The sequence below is a fragment of the Jiangella rhizosphaerae genome, assembly GCF_003579925.1.
In the GTDB taxonomy this organism is placed as follows: domain Bacteria; phylum Actinomycetota; class Actinomycetes; order Jiangellales; family Jiangellaceae; genus Jiangella; species Jiangella rhizosphaerae.
This window is the reverse complement of record NZ_QUAL01000343.1, coordinates 1-5,994: the sequence shown is the minus strand read 5'-3', so window position 1 is coordinate 5,994 and position 5,994 is coordinate 1. Positions and strand designations below refer to the sequence as shown.

The window sequence follows — 5,994 nt, the reverse complement described above, 5'->3', positions numbered from 1 at the left end:
CTCGGCCCGCGACCGGTCCCCGGCCCGGAGCGCCCGGACGGCGGCACCGAGCAGCGCCTCGTCGGGCGTCGACAGCTCGGCCGGCGCGGGCCGCGGCGCGAACCGGGTCGTCGCGCGGCGCGGCTCTGCGCGGCCGATGACGATGGACCCGTCGGCGGCCTCCGGCACCGGGCTGAACCCGAGCTGGCGCAACCGATCGACCAGCGTGTTCGCCGCGATCGACGACGCCAGGACGGTGGGCGCGAGCCGGCGCAGCCCGAGGCTGGACGAGCGCGGATCGGCCATGATGGCGGCCAGGACGGTCTCGTCGTCGCAGCGGACGAACGCCGACGCGGCGCCGACCCGCAGCTGCCCGTGCGTGCGCGCGACGTCGTCGACGAGGTACGTCAGCGGCTGCGGCACCGGCGTGCGCGAGATGGCGGCCAGGAACGCGTGCACGTCGGAGGCGGTGCGGCCGGCGTCGAGCGCCCGGCGCAGCGAGCCGGCGGTGAACCGGTGCACCGACGCGCCGCCGCGGCTCTCGACGTCGGACAGCAGTCCGAGCTCGCGTTCGAGGTCGGCCCGCAGCGGACCCGGCGCGATCGCCGTCAGGTCGGCCTGCAGCAGCACGTGATCCAGCGGCTGCGGGAGGCTGGCCCGCACCGCCTCGGTCGCCGCCGTCACGGCCCGCTCGCCGCTGCGGCCCTCGAGCAGCGGCCGGGCGAACGAGGCGAGCGCACCCATGCCCGTGAGCCCGAGCTGCTCGGCCTCGCGCAGCGTCCAGCGGACGAGGTCGTCGCGGAACCGGCCGGCCCGGCGCGGCCGCCGCCACTGCAGGGCGGCCAGCACGCCGACGAGGTCGGGCGCCCAGCCGGCAGGCAGCGCGGCCAGCTCGTCCAGCGCGAGCCGGCGCACCTCAGGCGCGGCGGGACGTTCGAGGTCGCGGCCGAGCGGCGGGATCGGGCGGTCCTTCTCGTCGCGCGACCCGGCCAGCCCAGCGACCCGGCTGGTCGTGAGCCACGCCTGTACGAGGACGGCCCAGCGGCGGGCCGGGTCCTCGCGCCGCCACACGTCGAACTCCGGCGTCGGCAGCCACACCTCGTCGGCGTCGTCGCCGACGGCCACCAGCCCGGCGGCGTAGGCGACCTCGGCGATGAGCGCGGCGCCGGCCTCGTCGGTGTCGAGCAGCTCCGGCAGCCGGCGCAGGTCGCGCACCCCCAGCCCGCCGGTGCGCAGGACCGGCGGCGGCTCGGCCGCCCAGGTGTCGAGCAGCAGCTCGACCTTGCGGGTGAGGTCGAACGCTCCGGCGCCGGCGGTGCGGTCGACGGTGTCGGGGGAGCGCTCGGTGACCGACGGGGCCGGCGGTGCCGTCTGGACGTCGGGGTGCACGCGGCCGCCGCGCAGGTGCAGGGCGACCTCGCGGGGCAGCACCACCGTCGTGGAGTCGACCGGCACGAGCAGGCCCACGGCCAGCAACAGGTCGATCGGCGTCCGCGCGGTCTCGCGGTGCACCTCGCGCAGCGCGTCGTCGATGCGGCCGGTCGGCGGGCCGGGGGTCAGGGCGGCCAGCGCCGAGCGGGCGTCGTCGGTGAGCTCGTCGAGCAGCGCCGCCAGCGTGCCGGGGTCGGTGAGCACCCCCGCGACGGCGTCGACGTTGCCGGCGTGGTCGCCGGCCGACGGGCTCAGCCCGAGCCCGTCCAGGATCGACGCGAGCCGCGACGGCGACAGCGCCAGCAGTGCCTGCCGGGCGGGCGGGCCCAGCCCGGCCGGATGCGGTCCGACGATCTCATGAACGATGCGCGGCAGCCGCAGGTCGTCGTCGGGACCCCACAGCAGCGCCTGCGTCCGCAGGGTCGCCAGCGCGCCGTCGACGGCGGCCGCCGGAGCCCCGAGCGCGTCCTGCACGTCGGGCCGGCCGACCGGCGCCGGTAAGATCACCAACGCGTCGAGGACCTGAAGCGTGAAGCGGTCGAGGCGGTCGAGCGCTCTGACGGCCGACGCCCGCGTGGTCGCCCGCGAGGCCAGTTGCGAGACGTCGGCGGGCACCGGGACCAGCAGATCGGGCCGGGCACGCAGCAGCGCCGCCAGCTCGTCGTCGGCGCGGCCGCGCAGGTCATCGGCAAGACTGCGCGGAGCCGAGTCGTTCCCGGTCATCCGCTCTACGGTACGGCGTGCATCTGGCCTGCTGCGAATCAGAGCTTGCGAAGACGCTCCAGGAGCTCCGCACTGCGCTCGGCGGCCTCGACCCGGGCTTCGATGTCGGCCGCCTTCAGCTCCGCGGTGATGTCGGGATCTACGGGAACCTCGAGGGGCTTGCGTCGTTCGACAGTCACATGCGGGACATTACCGGCCGTGCCGGGCGCGGCCCAAGCCCCGTCCCATGGTTCGGGTGCGTCATGATGCATGGCCATGACCCAGCTCGATCCGCGGCAGGCGCGGACGCGATACCTGATCCTGCTGGCCCTGCGGTGGATGCCGTCGGGCCTGCTGCTGCCCGTTCTGACGCTGCTCCCGCTGGACCGCGGCCTCACGCTCTCCGAGCTGGGTCTGGCGGCGGCCGTGCAGGGGCTGGTCGTGTTCGTGCTCGAGCTGCCGACGGGCGGGATCTCCGACGCGCTCGGCCGCCGGCCGGTGCTCGTGGCGTCCGGTGTGATCAGCCTGGTGGGCATCGGCCTGATCTTCGTCGCCGACTCCTTCGCCCTGTTCGCCGTGGCATTCGCGGTGCAGGGACTCTACAAGGCGCTGGACAGCGGTCCGCTCGAGGCGTGGTACGTCGACACGGTCCAGGCGCACGACCCGGACGCCGACATCGCCGCAGGGCTGTCGCGCGGCGGCACAGTCGCCGGCATCGCGATCGGCGGGAGCGCACTGCTCGCCGGTGGACTGGTGGCGCTCGACCCGCTGCCGTCGGTCGACGCGCTGGCGGTGCCGGTGCTGCTGGCCGCGGTGCTGCGCGCCGTCTCCGTCCTGGCCACCATGAGCCTGCTCGTCGAGGCGCGCCAGCGGTCCGGCTGGCAGGCCACGGTGACGGCGGTGCGCGAGGTCCCGGGCGTCATCGCCGGCAGCCTCCGGCTGGTGCGCGGCTCGCGGATCCTCCAGTGCCTGATCCTCGTCGAGTTGTGCTGGGGGTTCGGGGCGACGGCGTACGAGTCGCTCACGCCGGTACGGCTCGCGGAGGTGGTCGAGGACGCCGAGCGGGCCGGCGCGATCATGGGCCCGGCCGCGGCGGCTGCCTGGTTCGTCTCGGCCGGCGGTGCGGCGCTGGCGCCCAGGCTCGCGGAGCGCGTCGGCATCACCCTCACCGCGGCGGCGACTCGCCTGGCGCAGGGACTGTTCGTGGCCGCGATGGGGCTGTCGTTGGGCGCCGCGGGCGTGGTGATGGCCTTCCTCGCCTGCTACGTCGTCCAGGGCGCGTCGAGCCCGATGCACATGACGCTGGTGCACCGCGAGGTCACCGAGGCGCACCGGGCGACCGTCGTGTCGCTGAGCTCGATGGTGTTCCAGCCCGCGGCCGCCGTCGGCCTGGTCGCGCTGACGGCGGTGGGGGAGTCCGCCTCGCTGGCGGCGGCCATGCTGGTGGGCGGGCTGATCGTCGCGGCGGCCACACCCCTCTACGTGCCCGCGTACCGCGCGGAGCGGCGGCGCGAGCCGGCCGGAGACCCGGAGGGCCCGCCGGCCGGCTCGATCGCCTGATCGACCTGCGCGACGTCAGACGATCAGCCGCGGGCCGGTGTGCGGCAGGGCGCCGATGGCCGCCTCCTGCAGCACGATGTGCCGCGCGACCGGCGCGGAGACCTCGCGCTCGACCATGCGGCGGGCGATCAGCCCGGCCACGACCGGCGCGGCGAACGACGTGCCCGACCACAGTGCGTGCCCGTTGCTGAAGCGGGCCGACGTCTGGTCGATGTAGTCGTAGCGGCCGTTCGGGTAGGGGATGACGGTGCTCTCGCCCGGCGTGTAGGCGTCGACCCAGTAACCGAAGTTGCTCCATGGGGCGCGGTAGTCGCCGCCTTGGGTGAGCGCGCCGACGGCCGTCACCCAGCTGTACGCCGCCGGCCAGAACGGCACGTCGGTGCCGTGGTTGCCCGCCGCAGCCACGATCACGGTGTCGGGGTGCTTGCTCAGGACCCGGCGGTACAACATGTCGAACGACTTCGGCGTCGTGCCGTGACGGGCGTAGAGGCCCGCCTGCACGCTGACGATGTCGACACCCGCACGGACGACCTTCTCGAGGTCCTCGACGATGCCGAGCTCGTCGACGGCGCCACCGAGCAGGCAGTCGCGCACCTCGACCTTGACCGAGTCCGCGCCCGACACCGCGAGCAGCCGGGCCGTCGTCGCCGTGCCGTGACCCCCGTACGGCCGGATCTCGTCGGTGCCCTGGACGTACACGTCGTCGTCCGGCTCGAACTTCGTGACGGCCGAGAACTTGTCGAACCCGGAGTCCTTCGCGACGTCCGGCAGGTAGCCGGTGTCGACCACGGCGATCGTCGGCCGTCCGGCCCCGACCGGCTCCCCGAGCACCGGGATCGGGCCGTAGGACGGGACCGGCTCCGTCGCCGGGCACATGGCCATGTGCACCTGCGCGTCCAGCACGTGGTTCGGAGCGACGATGCGCTCGTCGCCGAGGACGTCGGCCAGCCTGGAGGCGATCTCGGCGGCGTCGGCGTCCGGGACGTGGAGGACCGCGAGCCCGACTGGTCCCTCCGTCACCTCGGGACGGTCGATCCGCAGCTGGTCGAACGCCTCGAGCACGGCGTCGAGGTCGCGCTCGTCACAGATCAGCTGACCCTGCCGGTACATGTACTCGATCGCCGTCTCGTCGCGGTTCCAGCGAGCGGCGAGCTCGAACCCCCGATCCTTCGTGCGTCGAGCGCTGTTCTCGCGTAACCGCTCGAACTCCTGGTGTAGCCGTTCGCGATCCGGTTGCATCGGATTCCCCCAGACGTGATTCGGGCAAACGACTACATGTCTAGCATCAGGGCGTGACCTCGGGAAGCACGTCGACGGCGGTAGCTGCGGATCAGTTGCCGACGCTGGCGATGTCGAGCCCCGACGAGGCGGACCGGGCCGCGCGCGCCGTGCTGTCCGGTGCGGCGACACCGTTGGACCAGACGTACGCGCTGCAGGCGCTGGGCATCGTCCAGCGAGAGCGCGGCGAGGTCGGCCTCGCCCTGCGGACCGTGCGCCGTGGCATCCGCGTCGGGACCAAGCACGGGCTCACCGCCCGGATCACCGACCTCGAGGCCAGCCTCGGCACGGTGCTCGCACTGGCCGGCCGGCGGCGCTCCGCGTTCGCCGCGTTCGACAGTGCTCTGGACGGGGCGGAGCCGGCCGCGCGTGCCCGGATCCTGGTGCGCCGGGCCGCGGCGTCCTTCTTCTTCCAGGATCTCGACGGTGCGCGGCATGACGGTGACGAGGCCGCCGCGATCCTCGCGCGCCTCGGCGACACGAGCTGGGAGGCGACGGCGCGGACGAACCTCGCCTCAGCGCTTCTGGGCCTCGGCCGATTCGCCGACGCCGACGTGGAGTACGGGCGCGCCCAGGAACTGGCTGAGCGCGCCGGCCAGCGCTACCTCGCGACCATCGTCGTGCAGAACCGGGGCGATTGCGCGCACCGGATGGGGGACCTCCCGCGGGCGCTGCGCCTGCTGTACGACGCGCGCCGCCGGTACGAGGAGCTGGGCGTCGTCCCGCCGGAGGTGCTGCGCGACCTCGCGGTCGTCCAGTTGGCGGCCGGGCTGACCGAGGACGCGGCGACGACGGCGGACGAGCTGGTGACGGTGCTCGACGGGGCGCGGGACTCGGCGCTGCGCCGGTCTGACGGGTTCATCGCGGCCGCCATCGTGCATCTGGCCGCCGGGAACGCCGGCCGGTCCGCCGATCTCGCCCGCCGGGCGGCGCGGTCCAGCCGCCGGCAGGGGCACGACGACGCCGAGCGGCATGCCCGCGTCGTGCTGCTGCGCGCGCAGGCCGCCGCCGGCGCCGTCACGAAGCGGCATGCCCGGGCGGCGG

General features: G+C 74.7%; 5 protein-coding genes. 2 read left to right on the top strand and 3 right to left on the bottom strand.

Features of this window, described 5'->3' with window-relative positions:
- Positions 1–2,133 (bottom strand): helicase-associated domain-containing protein (locus tag DY240_RS24570; RefSeq protein WP_119662345.1); only part of this gene is annotated, 2,133 nt, incomplete at its 3' end.
- Between the two features lie 38 nt (positions 2,134–2,171).
- Positions 2,172–2,312: a hypothetical protein gene (locus DY240_RS32470; RefSeq protein ID WP_157574734.1), complete on the bottom strand. Its 141-nt coding sequence runs from the start codon at positions 2,310–2,312 to the stop codon at positions 2,172–2,174.
- A gap of 76 nt (positions 2,313–2,388) precedes the next feature.
- On the opposite strand from DY240_RS32470, the gene DY240_RS24565 reads away from it, so the two are divergent.
- Positions 2,389–3,672, top strand: coding sequence for an MFS transporter (locus tag DY240_RS24565; RefSeq protein WP_158602989.1), 1,284 nt, complete (start codon positions 2,389–2,391; stop codon positions 3,670–3,672).
- 15 nt (positions 3,673–3,687) lie between these two features.
- On the opposite strand, the gene DY240_RS24560 is transcribed toward DY240_RS24565, so the two are convergent.
- Positions 3,688–4,911, bottom strand: coding sequence for a S8 family peptidase (locus DY240_RS24560; protein WP_119662343.1), 1,224 nt, complete (start codon positions 4,909–4,911; stop codon positions 3,688–3,690).
- A 53-nt stretch (positions 4,912–4,964) separates the two neighbouring features.
- Between DY240_RS24560 and DY240_RS24555 the strand changes: the two genes are divergently transcribed.
- Positions 4,965–5,994 (top strand): hypothetical protein (locus DY240_RS24555; RefSeq protein WP_147375505.1); only part of this gene is annotated, 1,030 nt, incomplete at its 3' end.